This window comes from Acinetobacter sp. F-1 (assembly GCF_022869025.1).
GTDB classification, from domain to species: Bacteria; Pseudomonadota; Gammaproteobacteria; order Pseudomonadales; family Moraxellaceae; genus Acinetobacter; species Acinetobacter pseudolwoffii.
This window is the reverse complement of sequence record NZ_JAJKFX010000001.1, coordinates 191606-208192: the sequence shown is the minus strand read 5'-3', so window position 1 is coordinate 208192 and position 16587 is coordinate 191606. Positions and strand designations below refer to the sequence as shown.

Genomic DNA, 16587 nt, shown 5'->3' with positions numbered 1-16587 from the left:
GGGAGTGCCATGAGCACTTATATACTCAAGCGTCTGTTGCTGATGATTCCAACCTTGCTGATCATTTTGCTGATCAATTTCATGGTGATCCAGCTGGCACCGGGTGGGCCGTTGGAACAAGCGATTTATCAGGCACAACAGGTCAATGGCTTGACACATACCGGATTACAGTATCAGGGGCAGCAAGGCCTCACCCCTGAGATGATCGAGCAGATCAATATTCAATACGGTTTTGATCAGCCTGCCCATATCCGCTTTTGGGACATGCTAAGGCGCTATGCCCAGTTTGATCTGGGCACTAGTTTTTTTAAAGACAAGGCTGTGACTGAGCTGATCTGGGAAAAACTACCGGTATCGCTGTCTTTAGGCCTGTGGAGTACCTTAATCATCTATCTGGTGTCTATCCCTTTAGGCATCGGCAAAGCCAGAAAACATGGCAGTGTTTTTGATCAGATCACCTCTTTAATGCTGGCGGTGAGCTATGCCATTCCAGCCTTTATTTTTGCGATTTTACTGATTGTATTTTTTGCCGGTGGATCTTTTCTGCAATGGTTTCCGTTACAGGGACTCAGCTCTGAAAATTTTGCCGAACTCTCATTTTTCGGGAAAATTCAGGATTATTTTTGGCATATGGCATTGCCATTGTTGGCCATGGTGCTGGGTGGATTTGCCAGTTTGACCTATCTGGTGAAATTTTCCTTTGTGGAAGAGTTGAGTAAGCAATATGTTCTGGCTGCGCGGGCCAAAGGTTTAAATGAAAATGCAGTGCTATATCGGCATGTGTTTCGAAATGCGATATTAGTGTTGATCGCAGGTTTGCCAGAAGTATTAATTGGGGTGTTTTTCGTCGGCAACCTGTTTATTGAGATTATCTTTAATCTCGATGGCTTGGGTGTTCTGGGTTTTGAGGCGATCATCCAACGCGACTATCCGGTGATTTTCGGTACTCTGTTTATCTTTACTTTGCTTGGTCTGATATTGCGATTATTAAGCGATTTGCTGTATCAACTGATCGACCCACGGATTCATTTCAGTTCACGTCGGGGATCCTCCTAATGTCGTCCTTGATGCAATTAGGCTGGCAACGCTTTAAGCAGCACAAGCTGGGATTTGGCTGTTTTATTATGTTTGGCCTTATTTTTATCATGTCCTTGGGCGCAGAACTGATTGCCAATGATAAGCCCTTGCTGGTGAAATATGATCATGCAGTGTATTTACCTATCTTAAAATCTTATCCGGAAACCGTTTTTGGTGGGGTATTTGAAACCGAAGCCGAGTATAAAGATCCTGCCGTTCAACAGTTGATTGCAGAAAAAGGCTGGGCGATCTGGCCAATTATTCCATTTTCATATCAAAGCCCGAATCTGGAACTGGCTGTTCCGGTGCCTTCGCCACCAAGTACACAAAACTGGCTCGGAACAGATGATCAGGGTCGTGATGTGTTGGCGCGGATTCTGTATGGCTTGAGGGTTTCACTCTTATTTGGTTTTGCGCTGACTTTATTGTCGGCGGCGATTGGAGTTTTGCTGGGGGCTGTGCAGGGCTATTATGGCGGCTGGATCGACCTGATCGGGCAACGACTGCTCGAAGTCTGGAGCAGTTTGCCGATGCTATTTATGGTCATGGTGCTGGTCAGTCTGTTTAGTCCCAATATTTACTGGCTATTTCTGATCATGCTGTTGTTTGGCTGGACCACTCTGGTGGGCATGGTACGGGCTGAATTTCTGCGTGCACGCAATCTGGAATACGTCTGGGCGGCACGAAGTATGGGTGCAGGAGATGGGCGAATCATGTTCAGGCATATATTGCCGAATGTCATCGGTTCAAGTCTGTCACAACTTCCCTTTATGCTGACTGCCAATATTACCGCACTGACGGCTCTGGATTTTTTAGGCTATGGGCTACCACCGGAAACAGCCTCTTTAGGAGAGCTGTTGCTGCAAGCCAAAAATAATTTAAATGCGCCGTGGCTGGCTTTATCAGCTTTCTTTAGTCTGGCCATTGTGCTGAGTTTGCTGATGTATATTGGCGAAGCAGTGCGTGATGCTTTTGATCCAAGACAATAAATTACGAAACTTTTTAATCATCGTAAAAATAAGCAGATGAAAATTGTGTAAATTTGACAAGTTGAATTGTCAATTATCCTGACTTGCGTTATAAACGAGTACAAAATAAAAGTAATATCAGGACAGATCATGACCCAATTGGCCGATTCCATTCAAATTCGTCATACCAATTTCAAAAACCGTATTATTAAAGGCGCTATGAGTGAGGCGCTGGCCAATGATGCCGGCCAGCCCAATCAGGCACATTTCAAGTTGTATGAAGCCTGGGCCAAAGGTGGACTGGGCTGTGCCATTACCGGCAATGTCATGGTGGACTTTCGTGCCAAGAATGAGCCGGGCGTGGTGGTGGTAGAAACCGAGCGTGATCTGGAGCAGCTTAAAGTCTGGGCGGAAGTGGGCAAGCAGCAGGGTATGGTACAACTGGTGCAGTTGTCACATCCGGGTCGTCAGTGTCCCAAAGGCTTAAATAAAGAAACAGTTGCGCCGTCGGCCGTGCCTTTTAGTCCGGCATTGGCCGTCAGCTTCGGCACACCGCGTGCGCTGACTGAAACTGAAATTCTGGAGATTATCCAGCGCTTTGCCACTTCAGCGCAAATTTGTGAAAAGGCCGGTTTTGAAGGCGTCCAATTGCATGGGGCACATGGTTATCTGATTAGCCAGTTTCTGTCACCGCTGACCAATAAGCGTCAGGATCAATGGGGTGGCAGTATTGAAAACCGTACCCGTTTTCTGCTGGAAACCTATCAGGCTGTCCGTGCTGCAAGCTCAGAAAATTTCATTATTTCAGTCAAACTGAATTCCGCTGACTTTCAGCGCGGTGGTATGAGTGAAGAAGATGTGATCTATGTCTTTAAGGCGATGGATGCAGCCGGGATTGATATCATTGAAGTATCCGGCGGTAGTTATGAAGCGCCTGCCATGGCTGGTGTAAAAGAAGACAAACGCAAAGCTTCAACCATTGCCCGTGAAGCCTATTTCCTCGATTTTGCCGAAAAGATCCGTCAGGAAGTCAATTGCCATATCATGGTGACCGGTGGCTTTAGAACCGTCGACGGCATGAATGCTGCACTCGACAGTGGTGCGTGTGATTTTGTTGGCATCGCCCGACCTTTTGCGGTAGAGCCGGATCTGGGTGATCGTTTGATTGCAGGGCAAGATGTACGTTATGCGGTTGAGAAAATTAAAACCGGTATTCCGCTGGTTGACAAAATGGCGATTATGGAAATTATCTGGTATGCCGCGCAGTTTAAGGAAATTGCCAAAGGCAAACAGCCGAATCCAAAACTGTCACCGTTAAAAGTCTTTTTGAACTACCTCAAAGGCAATGTTAAAGCCGTAATTAAAGGGCAGTTGAATTCGCGTAAATCGGCTTAAATTTATCATCTAAGCATAAAAAAACCGGGCAATTAGAATGCCCGGTTTTTTATTCATCATATAGTTAAGAATAATGCATCGCCTGGGTCTGGAAAGGAAATAATAACTGTCCCAGTTGACGAGTGGCCCATAAACCCACTTCAGTATGATGCATATGCGGTGAAGTATAGGGAATCAGCAAGTCAATTTTCTGTTCCGCACCTTCACAGCGCATAAAGCGATTTTTTAACTGATTTAAACGTTGTTGATCCATACGGCTTAAGGCAGGTTCAACTTTCGCCTGAGACGGCGCTGCGCTGCGTGAAGACAGCCGAGTCGCTAAAGTTGCCCCCTGAATCCAGTCTTTAATGATCTGTTTTTCAGTCGCATTAAACACACCAAACATTTTACCTTCAGGATGATCAATCATTTTCCAGAAACGGCTCTGTTCAACAGAAGCATCTTTAATAATCCAGCCTTTCTCAATCAGCACGTTCAGGAACTTGAAAATTTGTGCCGAATCAGATAACCAGTCATTGATAGTCTTGCCACTAAACTGACATTTCTGATTATGAATATATTGGCCAATCAGTGCCTTGTTCTGGAATACTTTTAAGGCCATGCGCTCAATATCTAGCTCTTTCACAATCTGGGAAGAACTTTTACCGATGTCATTGAGCAGATAGCCTTGCTTGATCAAATCAAGATAGGTCTCTGGATCTTCCGCATTGTCATAATGCTGGATAAAGGCTTGCAGGGATTTTTGTGCATGGCCATTGTGGGCATTATCAATCGTAATATGCACATTGAAATAATGGGGATCAATCCCGAGTTCAGCCAATTCGTAATTGGTAATGAGCAGATGCAGCGGCAACTGTTCATAGCCGAGATTAAAACCAATCACCAGAGGCAAGTATTTGGCCGGCGCATAAGCCAGTGCTAACTGTACCGCGGCCTGCTCATAATAACTGGCATCCAGTTGTTCGGCATAACTGTTCAGCTCATAGTGACTTAACAGGTGCTGATACATGGTGACATGATTGGCACGTGGATGTCCCAGACCCAGTTCTTCCAGATAGATATAGATCAAATCTTTCAGCTCGGATTGATTGCAGTTATGTACGGTGGAATATAACCAGGAACCATCGACCAGTTTAACCGGTGCAACCTTGGACAGAAATTCGAAAGCATGTGAAACCGTTGGGAAATACTCCCGGGCCTGATGCTGTTTACGCCGTCCCAGATAAGCCTGAAACTTGGCACAAATTTGATGATGTTGTTCTAAAAGATGCTGTTCAACTTGTCCCGGCTGATCCAGCCATCCGAGTGGATCTATATTGAGGTTTTTAATCAGATCACTCAAATAAGATTCAGCCTGTTCGGTTTTGGTATTCGTCGAGATTTCAGTATCTTGAAAAAAGTCGACCCAATCCTTAAAGCTTTTAAATTGATAATTATGATTATTATTTGGCGATAAAGGCAAACTTAACTCTGTGCTGACGAACATAATCTGATCCTTGCAGATATCTCTTCAGTTACCTTAACGTGCGACTTGACGTCTAGATGTTGAATTTTTGTTCTAATTTATTGGTGTATTGCTTTAAATGAAAATGAACGGATACTTATATGAATAGAAATGTTAAAAGAATGCAAATTGTAAAATATGAATTACATGGCAGCCTATGCAACTAATAGCATATTTTAATGAGTGGTAAAAAATTATATTTAAATATTCAGAATGCAAAAAAGCCCGAATCGCAATGCTCGGGCTTCTTTGTTGAGATGTTGCCATCTCGAATATGGCGTCCCTACGGGGATTCGAACCCCGGTTACCGCCGTGAAAGGGCGATGTCCTAGGCCTCTAGACGATAGGGACAGTACAGAAGATAAATTTTAAAACCTTTACTTTTAGCTTGAAGTAATGGCGTCCCTACGGGGATTCGAACCCCGGTTACCGCCGTGAAAGGGCGATGTCCTAGGCCTCTAGACGATAGGGACTTAATAAAATGTACTTCTGAAAATTGGCGTCCCTACGGGGATTCGAACCCCGGTTACCGCCGTGAAAGGGCGATGTCCTAGGCCTCTAGACGATAGGGACGTTTCAGAGGTGGGCGTATAATAGGGTGAAAATAGGGGGGTGTCAAACGCATTTCTATAAAAATTTTTATTTTCTGGATTGAGTGCATAAATTTAAAACAATATTGTTGAAATAATGGAAAATGACTTAAATTAAGCTGAATTTTTAAGCAATTCCAGCATGGCAGCTAACACTTGGGGATGCTGTAAATAGCCCGCAATATCATGTGGACGTTGTACAAAGGTACGAATTTCCTGATTGATAATGGCAGGCTGAAAATTAAATGAAGCTGCTGAGAGTGGAAATGCGGTGAGAAAATCATCATGTGAATAGAAATTTATCCAATCGCCTGAAATTGCAGCAGGTCTTATCATTGGTTGCGGAAGATGCGCCTGAATGACACGAAATGCCAGCGGTGATCCGAGGGTAATAAAACGCTGGATATTCAGTTCTGGATGTTGAAGCAAATAATTATAGGCGATCACGCTACCCAGCGAATGTGCCACCAGAATCTGTGGTTTGCTGCTATGCAGTTGATGATGAATGCGCCGATGAACTTCCTGCATAAAAGTCGGATTGGCCAAATAAAGATAGGTTTCCAGCAGGAACTTATGCAAAAAACTGGCGTGTAAACTGGGGAAATAATTAATGAGTACCGCAAAATCCCGCAAGGCAATATCTTTGCTTAATGCTGTGATGAACTTTAGTTTTTGATTGAAATTCAGGACATCATCAATATTCGACTGCGGGACGTCACAAATTTGATAGGTACACTGGTCTGGTGGCGATGCCGGTTGCAGCTGTGCCGGATGTAGAAAAGGGAAATGCGGCCATTGCTGCGGCATTAAGGTGCTGGCATTGAGTAGATTATGCAAATGATGTCGAGAGAGTAAATCACCATAAAAAGGGATACGGATATGCCGTTTTAAATAGCTAAAACGGGCTTGCTGTTGCGGGTTATTTCTGAGGCCTCTTTTGAGAAGATGCAGCCAATGTTGGCGTAATGAAGGCGCCGTATACTGTTGCTTGTTCATGCCGTGAATAAACACAATTTTCATCGACGCACCATTGAAGCTGCCCAATATACAATCAGTATAGACAAAAAAGAGCGACCGAAGTCGCTCTTTTAAAGCTGATGCTTAAGACTTGTTATGGTAGAACGCATAATAACTGGCATAGCAGGCTGCAATAAACAGCAGACAGCCAAAGAAGCTGATGCGCATTGATGGATCAAAGACCATACTGACACAGGTAATAAAACAGAACACGAAGCCTAAAATCGGCACAATCGGGAACAATGGTGCAGCAAAGCCCAGTTCTTTGGCCGTGTGACCCTGTTTATACCACTGACGACGGAAGTTGAACTGGCTTAAGCAAATACTCATCCAGACCACCACCATGGTAAACGCTGCAACGCCCAGCAAGTTGGTAAAGATCGTTTCTGGCGCAAACTGTTCAGATAATAAACCTGGCAATGCACCCAGCATAGTCACCATGACTGCAATATACGGTACACCGCGAGCATTCAGTCTTGAGAATACGGCAGGTAACTGTTTGCTGTATGACAATGACCACATCATACGAGAAGCAGCAAATAAGCCCGAGTTGGCAGCAGATAACAACGCAGTGATAATGACAAAGCGGATGATGTCTTCAGCATATGGGATACCAATGTGCTGGAATACGGTTACGAATGGGCTGCTACTCACGCCTTCAGCGGCTAAGCCTGCTTCCTGATGCGGAAGTAATGCCGTCACCACGATAATCGTACCCACAAAGAAAATTAATAAGCGGAAAATTGCAGTATTAATGGCTTTAGGGACATTTTTCGCAGGATCTTCAGTTTCACCCGCCGCAACACCAATCAGCTCTGTACCCGAAAAGGCAAAGTTCACGATCAGCATGGTCGCAAAAATCGGGAATAGACCTTCAGGGAACCAGCCCTGGGCCGTCAGGTTGGTAAATAGAGGCGCAGCTTCGTAGCCCTGATAGCCCAAAACACCAAAGATGGCCAGTAAGCCCAAAACAATAAAGGCAACAACAGTGACTACTTTCACCAGTGCCAACCAGAATTCGGATTCGGCAAACCATTTGGTCGAAATCATATTTAAGCTAAATACAAAGACACCAAAAATAATGGTCCATAACCACATGGAAATATCCGGGAACCATTCCTGCATCAGCAAGGCGGCTGCAGTAAATTCGGTTCCCAGAGTGACAGACCAGGTCAGCCAGTATAACCAAGTGATGGTATAGCCTGTACCCGGTCCAATATAACGTTTGGCATAAGCACCAAATGAACCAGATTCTGGCATATGAACAGCAAGTTCGCCCAGACAGAGCATAACCATGTAAGCGATAATGCCGCCCAGGAGATAAGCAATAATGGCACCTACAGGCCCCGTTTGTGCAATGACTTCACCCGACCCTAAAAATAGGCCTGTTCCGATTGCGCCACCAAGCGAAATCATGACCAGATGTCGAGTACTCATAGCGCGTTTTAAAGGCGCAGAATTGCCCTGATGCGTAGCATCATTCGGAGATGAGTGCATAGGAGTTGAAAAAAATCAGAAGAATGAAGCGAGTTATTGTAGTGAAAAACTACAAATCTGCAATGTATTAATAATAATTTTGAATAAGGCTTGATCGTATGCGATCGATAGATGGCGTCCCTACGGGGATTCGAACCCCGGTTACCGCCGTGAAAGGGCGATGTCCTAGGCCTCTAGACGATAGGGACGTTGCGAGGTGATGCGTATATTAAGGACTCAATTGGTTTTTGTCAAAAGGCTTTTATATAAAAAAGCGCTAAAAGTTCAAACATTAAACAGGAGTAATGCATTAATTTTATTGAGGGCTTAAATAGATCGAATGATTGGGCTTATTTGCTCGTCATTTAGGCGGAAAATGAAACTCCCGCGGCTGGCAGGAGTTTAAAACAGCCAGATTTTAATGATCGGGTGTTTGGTATTCTGTCGAGTTATGCGCAGGAGCAGTCTGCTCGACAGGTGTTTCTACTTTCTCTTCACGGTTCACGATATAAAGATAAAGCAGTGAAGGAGCTAAAATCAGTAAAACCAGTAAGATCTTTTTTAACATGGCACATAGACAAAGTACGAAATTGCATTAATTATAGCCTAAGCAAATTAAAAAGAGCACCGGAGTGCTCTCTATAAAACTTAGAATTTGAAAGTGACATCGGCGATAAACTGGCGGCCGATTTCAGTCATAACTCTTGGTTTGCTTGCGATTGTTGATTTGGTGGTATACGTGTTGGTGCGGTTAGTTACATTGTTAATAGTTAAACCAAAGATTGCATGTAAATCTTTTGAAAGTTTCCAATCATAAGTTGTACGCATATCCCAGATAAATTTAGGTTTAATTTCAGAAGCAATATAAGTATCAAGAAGATTACCTTCATATTCTACTTTGTCATCTTTACTGGTCACTGTGATCATATCGTCGTAACTGTCTTTATAGCTAAAGAAGTTTGAAAGTTTTACTGGTGCGTGATCGAAAGCAATATCCCAATTTACACGGGCAGTCCATGGTTGGTTGAAGTTTTGTGCAGGACGCTCTGACCAATGCATAATTTTACCGTTATAGGACACGAGTTCATCTTGATCTGCGGTTATGAATTTGTCGGTATAATCGGTATAACTGCGGAATACATCGCTATAGTCAAAACCAAAAGCAATGAAATGCTGTGTACTAGCGAATTTCAAAGCTTCACGATTTTTTAATGTGAGTGTGTAGATGTCGGCTTCACCATGACCATCATTGCTATATTCATAAGAGAAGTTGAAACCATCTTTTGGGATATCGGTGTGGGTACGTGAAATTTCATCTTGGTATTTGCGATTCACCCACTTAAGACCTAAATCCCAAGAATGTAATTGGGTGTTGATACCCAAAACAGTTTCATCACTAAATGGTGTGTCTAGGTCAGAGCGACGTGTGGCATTTGCTGAGTTCGTTGCAGATGTGACCCAGTCCGCCTGCGGATTCTCACGTGAGAATTTATACATCAACTCACCAATACCATCGTTGAGTTCGGTGCCTAATGTTTGCTGACCATAGTAACGATTCCAGCCTGCTAAAAATTGCAGTTTGTCATTCGCAAAGGGCTTATAAGACACGGAACTACGTGGAGAAATATTGAAATTACCGCTTAAAGAGTCGTAGTCGGCACGGGCACCTACTCGGGTCGATAATTGATCGTTCCATTGAATGTTGTCTTCAAGGAAAGCATTGAAGCGGTCTTGTTGAGCAGAGAATTGTCCAGCTTTATACAATGAACCTGCAGCGACATATTGTCCTGTCCAACCTTGAATCGTGGGTGTCGCATCGCATAAAGCATCATCAGCTAAACAGGTATTGTTAGCTAAATTTTTCATATTGACAGCTGAAACATTTGACATATATACATCAGAGGCACGTTTCCAATCCACTTCTGCATGAGTGTATCCTGTACCCGCTGTAATCTTATGCTGAGTCGTACCAATTTTGAATGGATCAAAGGCTGCTTTTAAGTCGTAGTTGAGCGCAGTTTGATTTTGTTCTAGCTGACCAAAAAGCGTACCTTCAGATACGGTTTTTGAGTCGGTCCAATCTTTACTGCCTTCAGCATAATGCCAAATAAAACCATAGTTGTTTTCTGAGTTTCGGACATTATCAGCACTTTGGAAGTTGAGTTTATGCGTTAATGTTACAGATCCTATGTGGTGTTCTAACTCTGAAAACATTGTTGTCGTTTCTGTGTCAAGCGTACTGGCTGAGTTGCGACGGCTTTCAGCATAATTCAAGCTGTCAAGTAAAGCATAATCAAATCCAAATTTAGCTTTCACTGTCTCGCTTGGGTTATAGAAGAAGGTTGAACCAATGTTGGTATTACTGCGTTCTTGATCAATTTTTTTCGGGTCATCAAAACCACTCATTACAGGAATAATAGATTTACGTTTTGATGCATAACTATTAAACCCCCATTGCTCTGAAAGCTTGCCATAAATATTGGCACTTAAACCTTGTTTGGTATATTCCTTTTGATAGGCTTCAGTCGGCTCTTCAAAGAGCTCTTCTTCTAATGGGCTAACAGCATTAAAGCGAGCCCAGTCACTTTCTGTGTAATCATATGTGACAGTACCATGAATCTTTCCGATTTCAGTTTGTGGTGCACAGGTCTTTGCATTGACCACGCCACCGGTAAACTGACCATATTCAGCAGAAACATTGCTGTCGAGTACTTCCAAATCACACAGTAAGTCTGTATTGACAGCCATCGCTTGAGAGCCAGTGCTAAATGTATTGTAGTTACTTGGACCATCAGCAGGGTTAATTAATAGGTTATTGGATACGCCATTCACAATAAAATTATTTTGGAAGGTTTGAGCACCATTGATAGAAATTTCAGAGGGTTTAAGTTCACCTTGTGAGCCTGCTGCTAACTGTGATTGGCTAAACTGCACATTCGGATTCACCTTTAAAAAATCAGTTATATTCTTTGAGCTATTCGGCGTTTTTGCTAAATCTTCTTTGCTATAAACCGTTTTCCCAACTTCATTTCCTTGCTGAGCTTCGACAATAATCGTGTTGAACTTAAGCGTTGCCTTATTGGGGACAGATTCTTGATAACTGGATTCTTCTGCGAAACTAGAGGTTGATAAAGCTGCCAATATAGCGAGTGAAAGTGAAGAGTAGGCAAAACGCATGGGAAGGTTAAATCTTTGAAAGATAATGAAAGCGATTATCATTAACTTGATTGCTATAATCAATAGTAATGAGAATTATTTGCATTAATTGGGTTTTAAATGTTTAAGATTTAAGCAGCTTAAGTCGCTGAAAAATAAAAATATGAAAAGAGAGGAAAATAGATGGCGTCCCTACGGGGATTCGAACCCCGGTTACCGCCGTGAAAGGGCGATGTCCTAGGCCTCTAGACGATAGGGACGTTTAGAAGATGGCGGTATCTTATTGATCCGCCACCAGAGTGTCAAGCAGGTGAGGCGCGAGTTTGTTTAAAATATAGCAAAACAGTTCAGCCGTCTTCTGTGTGTCATATAACGCAGAGTGAGCTTCTTTGCCATCAAAATCGATCCCGGCCTGAATACAGGATTTCGCCAGTACGGTTTGACCAAACATCACCGCACTCAAGGTCACCGTGTCAAACACAGAAAAACTATGGAACGGGTTCTGGTTTTTGGTGCCGGTACGCGCAATCGCGGCCTGAAGAAAACCCAAATCGAAATGTGCATTGTGTCCGACTAAAACCGCATGGGTACAGTTTTGCTGGCGACGCACTTCATTCACAGATTTAAAAATACGCTTAAGCGCAGTTTTCTCATCTTCAGCCATGGCGATTCGCATTGGATTAGAAGGATCGATCCCAATAAACTCTAGCGAACGACGGTCGAGGTTGGCTCCCTCGAAAGGATTGATATGTGCATGGTAAGCTTGACCTGGCACAAATTGACCATCTTCATTATAAACAATCGGAATGGCCGCAATTTCCAGCAATGCATCAGTCTGTGCATTAAAACCTGCAGTCTCGACATCGACAACTACAGGTAAGAATCCACGAAAACGTTGACCAATGATTGGGAGCGTTTCATTTGTCACACTTTTCTCCATTGAATGGTTTTACCCGCATAGAGCGGAATAATCTGTTCACCATCCAGATAGTCTAAACTTTCAGGGATTACTTGATCTTCTTTAACCAGGGTAATTGTGCTGGTATTACGTGGCAGGCCATAGAAGTCTGCACCAAAATGGCTGGCAAAACCTTCCAGGCGTTCAATTTTACTAACTTGATCAAATGCCTGAGCATACAGCTCAATAGCAGTCGGCGCACTATAACATCCTGCACAGCCACACGCATTTTCTTTTGCATTTTTTGAATGCGGCGCGCTATCTGTTCCCAAGAAGAATTTAGGATTACCGCTGGTTGCGACTTCTAACAAGGTTTGCTGATGCGTTTGACGTTTTAAAATCGGCAAGCAGTAGAAATGCGGCTTGATTCCACCGACCAGCATGTCATTGCGGTTAAACAATAAATGTTGTGGTGTAATGGTTGCAGCCACATTACGGTCTTGCTCAAGTACAAAGTTTGCAGCTTCGCTGGTAGTGATGTGTTCGAGTACCAGTTTCAGCTTGGGAAATTGTCTAAGTAATGGTGCCAGCACTTCATCCAGAAAACGCTTTTCACGGTCAAAAATATCGACGTGATTATGCGTCACTTCACCATGCAGCAATAAAGGCACCTGATGTTCTTCAAGCTGTTCAATTACGCCGTAGACCTTGCTCATGTCGCTCACGCCACTGTCGGAGTTGGTGGTCGCACCTGCAGGATAGAGCTTGATGGCATTGACATGCGCAGATTCTTTGATCTTTTTAACTTCACTTGCCGGGGTGTTGTCAGTGAAATACAGTACCATACGTGGGTCGAAATTTACCCCTTCAGGCACATGTGCCATGATGCGTTCACGGTAGGCATTGGCCTCTTCGACGGTTTTAACGGGTGGCACCAGATTCGGCATGCAAATGGCGCGAGAAAACTGCTTGGCTAAATCTGGAACGGTACGTTGAAGTGCTAAACCATCACGCAGGTGAACGTGCCAATCATCTGGCTGGAGAATCGTAATCGTATTCAAGGCAAATTCAGTCGAACAAATAAAACAAATGATAATCCATCTATAGTAAAAATGGTAACGAGAAAGCGCTACAAAATAAGGGATATGTATAAATTAATTTTAAAAAGTATGTTATTTTAAAATTAATAAAAAAATTACATAAATACTTGCAATGGAATACAAGTACAATCTAGCGAAATTGCAAGATGATAAAGAAGACATAGAACAACTGATTACACGGCAAAGTCAGCGTGTAGGCCCGGTCTTCCCTCAACATCTGGAACAAGAATTCTGGACCAAAAATCTGGAACGCGCCCGCAAACATGTCGAAAAATATGTGTGGGCTGGAGTACTAGCCTATTTCCTTTTTTTGGTGGTGATGATTCCCACAGATTACTGGAGCATCAGCAAAGAATATTTCGTACATGATTTTGTCCTGTGTATGTTGGGCTTGCTCAATGGCGGCGTGTCACTAATTATCTTTTATATGTTTTCCTGTTTACCCAAGATCAAGCGCTTTTTCCCGCAAGCTTCAATGCTGCTGGTATTCTGGATGCTGGTGTCGATTTCCTGTATCACGATGTTGGTTAAAACCCCAGCGTTACAACATCAGTCGATGGCAATCGTCACCATTATTTATATTCTGGGTTATATCCTGACCGGTATTAAGCCTGTACAGATGCTGGTCACCGGACTGGTCGCTGCAGCAACGACCATTATTGTATTATCAATCATGGCCATAGACTTTAATCCGCTGGTTTTTGGGCGAATTCTGATTGGGAGTTGCTTACTGGGTTATGTAATTAGTCATATGATTTTCGCGCGTGAGCGTGTGATTTTTTTATACAGTATCCGGGCCAGAATCAGTGAGCAGATCCAGCGTATTCATACCACTGAATTATTACATTTAAGCCAGTATGATGAACTGACCAAGATTTCCAATCGGAGAACCTTCGATGAAACGCTTGAAGTGTATTTTGAACGGGCCCGTCGTGAAGACACTGCCTTGGCGATTCTGTTTATCGATGTGGACTTTTTTAAAAACTATAATGATTTTTATGGGCATCAGAAAGGCGATGATGTTATTTCAACCATTGCCAGAACCATCAAGAATGCGATCCGTCATATGGACTTTGTGGCGCGTTATGGCGGGGAAGAGTTTGTTGTGTTATTGCCAGAAACAGATGCACATGGTGCTTATGCCGTAGCTTCAAATATTTTCAAGGCGATTGACCGTCTGGAAATTCCCCATGAAAAATCTTTGGTTGCGAAACATATTACCATCAGTTTAGGCATTACCGTCTATCGTGGTGAAACATATACTGATAAAGATATATTATTGGGAATTGCAGATCAGGCGTTGTATCGTGCCAAGCAGCTTGGGCGCAATCAGATTTATTATCAATCACTTCGTTCCGTCAACTCAGATACCGCCAATGGCTCGATGCTTTAAACATCAAGAACAACTATCCATAAAAAAACCGCTCATCAAGAGCGGTTTTTTAACAAAAACAAAACTTAGTTTTTGTCTTTCAGTTGTGGCACTGCAGATGCTGTACCCACTGCAAGCAAACCAGTTTCTGTATAGATGCCAAGTTTTGCGCGGGTATCGGTAATGTCCAGATTACGCATGGTCAACTGACCAATACGATCCATTGGAGAGAACATAGAATCACCTTTCTCCATGGTCAAGCGCTCAGCTTCATAGGTCAGGTTAGGCGACTCAGTGTTCATGATGGTGTAATCATTACCACGACGCAGTTCTAAAGTCACAGTACCGGTCACGGCTTTAGCCACCCAACGCTGTGAAGTTTCACGCAACATCAGCGCTTGAGAATCGAACCAACGGCCTTGGTACAACAAACGGCCTAAACGTAAACCGTTGATGCGGTATTGTTCGATGGTATCTTCGTTATGAATACCGGTCACAAGACGCTCGTAAGCAATATGAAGCAGCGCCATACCCGGAGCTTCATAAATACCGCGAGATTTTGCTTCGATAATACGGTTTTCGATTTGATCCGACATACCTAGACCATGACGGCCACCGATACGGTTTGCTTCAAGAATGAATTCAACTGGATCTTCGATACGTTGACCGTTGATCGCAACAGGGAAACCTTCTTCAAAAGTAATCGATACTTCTTCAGCTTTAACTTCTACGTCATCTTTCCAGAAGGCAACGCCCATGATTGGATCCACGATTTTGATGCCCGCATTCAGGTATTCAAGATCTTTGGCTTCATGGGTCGCACCCAACATGTTTGAATCTGTTGAGTAGGCTTTTTCTTTTGACATTTTATAGTCAAAACCGTTGTCGATCAGGAACTGCGACATTTCTGCACGGCCGCCAAGCTCATCTATAAAGGTTTGGTCTAACCAAGGCTTATAGATTTTAAGCGCAGGGTTGGTCAACAAACCATAACGATAGAAACGCTCAATATCGTTACCTTTATAAGTAGAGCCGTCACCCCAGATGTTGACGTCATCTTCTTTCATGGCAGTAACCAGCATGGTGCCTGTAACTGCACGACCAAGCGGGGTCGTATTGAAGTAAGGAACACCACCGGTAGAAATGTGGAACGCGCCACATTGAATTGCTGCAATACCTTCTAATGCAAGCTGTAAACGGCAGTCGATTAAACGTGCTTTTACTGCGCCATAAGCTTCAGCTTTTTTTGGAATCGCATCGTAATCGTCTTCGTCTGGCTGACCCAAGTTAGCTGTGTAAGCATAAGGTTCAGCGCCTTTTTGTTTCATCCACAAAAGAGCAGCAGAAGTATCTAGACCACCAGAGAAGGCAATACCAACTTTTTTACCTACTGGGACATTCTGCAAGATAGTTGCATTATCAGACATTGTTCATCCTAATGATATGAAATAGGCACGCCAGAATTGGTGGCCTGAAAAAATACATATTGCATCAATTGTATCATTAATTTATTTAGGTTTGCTTTAGAAAAGAAAAACTCGTTTTAAAATCTCTATTCAATAGACTTAAATAATCATAAATCGCACAATTTTGACCAGAATTCTGCTAAAAAATTAAAAATTCGCTATATTCAGCACATAAAGTTAAAAAATCAGATAAATGAGGAATAAAATCATGGCGTCTCCTATTCCACCATTACCTAATTTAAATCCCAAAACCAAGAATGAAACGCTGGCCCTGTTGCATGGGATTTATGCCGGTTTGCTGGTTTTTAGTACGATTGCTTTTTTATATCTGGAATATCAGCAATCCACGATTTCCATGCTGAGTCTTGGAATGATCCTACTACTTTTGTTGATACTGATTGTTTTAAATATACAAGCCTGTCTCAAGGTGAAGCAGGGGAATGGTTCAGGGCGGACATTATCCAGAGTGATGGCAATCCTCATGCTGTTCAGTTTTCCGATTGGGACAGTATTGGGTGCGATTGCATTATGGAAATCCAGTGCAAGGCAATGGCAGCAATAATTTAAT

The 16587-nt window shown here is 43.1% G+C and carries 13 protein-coding genes and 5 tRNA genes; 5 read left to right on the top strand and 13 right to left on the bottom strand.

Translation table 11 applies throughout. The features are described 5' to 3' along the window. The first annotated feature begins 9 nt into the window (after nt 1-9). The 3 genes from LOZ91_RS01110 to LOZ91_RS01100 all read left to right on the top strand — a co-directional run bounded on the left by LOZ91_RS01110 (nt 10) and on the right by LOZ91_RS01100 (nt 3440). Nucleotides 10-1056: an ABC transporter permease subunit gene (locus LOZ91_RS01110; protein WP_244782525.1), complete on the top strand. Its 1047-nt coding sequence runs from the start codon at nt 10-12 to the stop codon at nt 1054-1056. Then, nucleotides 1056-2066 (top strand): ABC transporter permease, encoded by a 1011-nt coding sequence (locus tag LOZ91_RS01105; protein WP_244782524.1) that lies wholly within the window; start codon nt 1056-1058, stop codon nt 2064-2066. Before LOZ91_RS01110 ends, LOZ91_RS01105 begins: the two co-directional genes overlap by 1 nt. 129 nt (nt 2067-2195) lie before the next feature. Then, nucleotides 2196-3440 (top strand): NADH:flavin oxidoreductase/NADH oxidase family protein, encoded by a 1245-nt coding sequence (locus LOZ91_RS01100; protein ID WP_074383045.1) that lies wholly within the window; start codon nt 2196-2198, stop codon nt 3438-3440. A 64-nt stretch (nt 3441-3504) separates the two neighbouring features. Here the strand turns inward: LOZ91_RS01100 and LOZ91_RS01095 are convergent, their stop codons facing one another. The 12 genes from LOZ91_RS01095 to pyrC form a co-directional block, all read right to left on the bottom strand. Continuing rightward, a complete protein-coding gene (locus LOZ91_RS01095; protein WP_244782523.1) occupies nt 3505-4926 on the bottom strand; it encodes an iron-containing redox enzyme family protein in 1422 nt (473 codons plus the stop codon). A 293-nt stretch (nt 4927-5219) separates the two neighbouring features. Beyond that, a tRNA-Glu gene (locus LOZ91_RS01090) sits at nt 5220-5295 on the bottom strand. Between the two features lie 46 nt (nt 5296-5341). After that, nucleotides 5342-5417 (bottom strand) — tRNA-Glu (locus tag LOZ91_RS01085). A 24-nt stretch (nt 5418-5441) separates the two neighbouring features. After that, a tRNA-Glu gene (locus LOZ91_RS01080) sits at nt 5442-5517 on the bottom strand. Nucleotides 5518-5648: 131 nt separating this feature from the next. Beyond that, entirely contained in the window at nt 5649-6554 is a 906-nt protein-coding gene (locus LOZ91_RS01075) for an alpha/beta hydrolase (RefSeq protein WP_244782522.1), read from the bottom strand. A gap of 81 nt (nt 6555-6635) precedes the next feature. Then, on the bottom strand, nt 6636-8048 hold the full coding sequence (locus LOZ91_RS01070) for an amino acid permease (protein ID WP_100355245.1): 1413 nt from the start codon (nt 8046-8048) through the stop codon (nt 6636-6638). A gap of 112 nt (nt 8049-8160) precedes the next feature. Beyond that, nucleotides 8161-8236, bottom strand: a tRNA-Glu gene (locus tag LOZ91_RS01065). Nucleotides 8237-8445: 209 nt separating this feature from the next. Next, entirely contained in the window at nt 8446-8595 is a 150-nt protein-coding gene (locus LOZ91_RS01060) for a hypothetical protein (protein ID WP_167381251.1), read from the bottom strand. An 80-nt stretch (nt 8596-8675) separates the two neighbouring features. Then, entirely contained in the window at nt 8676-11204 is a 2529-nt protein-coding gene (locus tag LOZ91_RS01055; RefSeq protein WP_244782521.1) for a TonB-dependent receptor, read from the bottom strand. A 163-nt stretch (nt 11205-11367) separates the two neighbouring features. Next, a tRNA-Glu gene (locus tag LOZ91_RS01050) sits at nt 11368-11443 on the bottom strand. 20 nt (nt 11444-11463) lie between these two features. After that, nucleotides 11464-12123, bottom strand: coding sequence for a ribonuclease T (gene rnt / locus LOZ91_RS01045; RefSeq protein WP_244782520.1), 660 nt, complete (start codon nt 12121-12123; stop codon nt 11464-11466). Beyond that, complete coding sequence (gene pyrC, locus LOZ91_RS01040) at nt 12108-13142, bottom strand: dihydroorotase (RefSeq protein ID WP_244782519.1); 1035 nt, start codon at nt 13140-13142, stop codon at nt 12108-12110. Before pyrC ends, rnt begins: the two co-directional genes overlap by 16 nt. A gap of 151 nt (nt 13143-13293) precedes the next feature. Between pyrC and LOZ91_RS01035 the strand changes: the two genes are divergently transcribed. After that, complete coding sequence (locus LOZ91_RS01035) at nt 13294-14574, top strand: diguanylate cyclase (protein WP_244782518.1); 1281 nt, start codon at nt 13294-13296, stop codon at nt 14572-14574. Nucleotides 14575-14639: 65 nt separating this feature from the next. Here LOZ91_RS01035 and argG read toward each other — a convergent pair whose 3' ends face one another. Further along, nucleotides 14640-15980: an argininosuccinate synthase gene (argG, locus tag LOZ91_RS01030; RefSeq protein ID WP_100328771.1), complete on the bottom strand. Its 1341-nt coding sequence runs from the start codon at nt 15978-15980 to the stop codon at nt 14640-14642. A 247-nt stretch (nt 15981-16227) separates the two neighbouring features. On the opposite strand from argG, the gene LOZ91_RS01025 reads away from it, so the two are divergent. Continuing rightward, complete coding sequence (locus tag LOZ91_RS01025) at nt 16228-16581, top strand: hypothetical protein (RefSeq protein WP_244782517.1); 354 nt, start codon at nt 16228-16230, stop codon at nt 16579-16581. Nucleotides 16582-16587 lie beyond the last annotated feature (6 nt).

Excerpts from the sequence above, each read along its gene's own strand:
- LOZ91_RS01110 (WP_244782525.1), top strand. The coding sequence starts at position 10 with ATGAGCACTTATATACTCAAGCGTCTGTTGCTGATGATTCCAACCTTG.
- LOZ91_RS01105 (WP_244782524.1), top strand. The coding sequence starts at position 1,056 with ATGTCGTCCTTGATGCAATTAGGCTGGCAACGCTTTAAGCAGCACAAG.
- LOZ91_RS01100 (WP_074383045.1), top strand. The coding sequence starts at position 2,196 with ATGACCCAATTGGCCGATTCCATTCAAATTCGTCATACCAATTTCAAA.
- LOZ91_RS01095 (WP_244782523.1), bottom strand. The coding sequence starts at position 4,926 with ATGTTCGTCAGCACAGAGTTAAGTTTGCCTTTATCGCCAAATAATAAT.
- LOZ91_RS01075 (WP_244782522.1), bottom strand. The coding sequence starts at position 6,554 with ATGAAAATTGTGTTTATTCACGGCATGAACAAGCAACAGTATACGGCG.
- LOZ91_RS01070 (WP_100355245.1), bottom strand. The coding sequence starts at position 8,048 with ATGCACTCATCTCCGAATGATGCTACGCATCAGGGCAATTCTGCGCCT.
- LOZ91_RS01060 (WP_167381251.1), bottom strand. The coding sequence starts at position 8,595 with ATGTTAAAAAAGATCTTACTGGTTTTACTGATTTTAGCTCCTTCACTG.
- LOZ91_RS01055 (WP_244782521.1), bottom strand. The coding sequence starts at position 11,204 with ATGCGTTTTGCCTACTCTTCACTTTCACTCGCTATATTGGCAGCTTTA.
- rnt (WP_244782520.1), bottom strand. The coding sequence starts at position 12,123 with ATGGAGAAAAGTGTGACAAATGAAACGCTCCCAATCATTGGTCAACGT.
- LOZ91_RS01035 (WP_244782518.1), top strand. The coding sequence starts at position 13,294 with ATGGAATACAAGTACAATCTAGCGAAATTGCAAGATGATAAAGAAGAC.
- argG (WP_100328771.1), bottom strand. The coding sequence starts at position 15,980 with ATGTCTGATAATGCAACTATCTTGCAGAATGTCCCAGTAGGTAAAAAA.
- LOZ91_RS01025 (WP_244782517.1), top strand. The coding sequence starts at position 16,228 with ATGGCGTCTCCTATTCCACCATTACCTAATTTAAATCCCAAAACCAAG.